At 77.7% G+C, this 386-nt stretch carries 1 pseudogene; it reads right to left on the minus strand.

From position 1 onward, the window contains the following. A pseudogene (locus FNQ90_RS26735) lies at window positions 1–345 on the minus strand (protein phosphatase); the annotation flags it as partial. Window positions 346–386: the final 41 nt, after the last annotated feature.

The following is a 386-nucleotide window of genomic DNA, read 5'->3' on the forward strand; positions in this document are numbered from 1 at the left end:
GTCCTCCACCTCGATCCGCAGCCGGCGGCGGGGGGTGCCGGGCCCGATCACCCTCACCGAGAGGAGGGCGGCACCGGGACTGTGCAGCAGGGCGTTGGCGACCAGTTCGCCGGTGACCGTCTCCACCGCGTCGGCGCACTCCGTCCCGGCGCCCGCCGCCAGCGCCACCTCGCGGGCCGAGTGACGGGAGCGGGACAGCGCCGCGGGGTCACCGACCGGCACCACCGCGCAGGCCGTGCGGGAGGGGAGCGCCGCGACGTCCCGCTCCCGGTGCAGCACCAGCAGGGCGATGTCGTCGACGGGGTCCCCACCGCTCTCGCACAGCCGGTCCGCCAGCCCTTCCACATCGAGGGGCTCCGCCCCGGGGGGCTCGGCGGAGGGACGCG

The sequence above is a fragment of the Streptomyces alkaliphilus genome (genome assembly GCF_014141535.1).
Taxonomy (GTDB): Bacteria; Actinomycetota; Actinomycetes; order Streptomycetales; family Streptomycetaceae; genus Streptomyces; species Streptomyces alkaliphilus.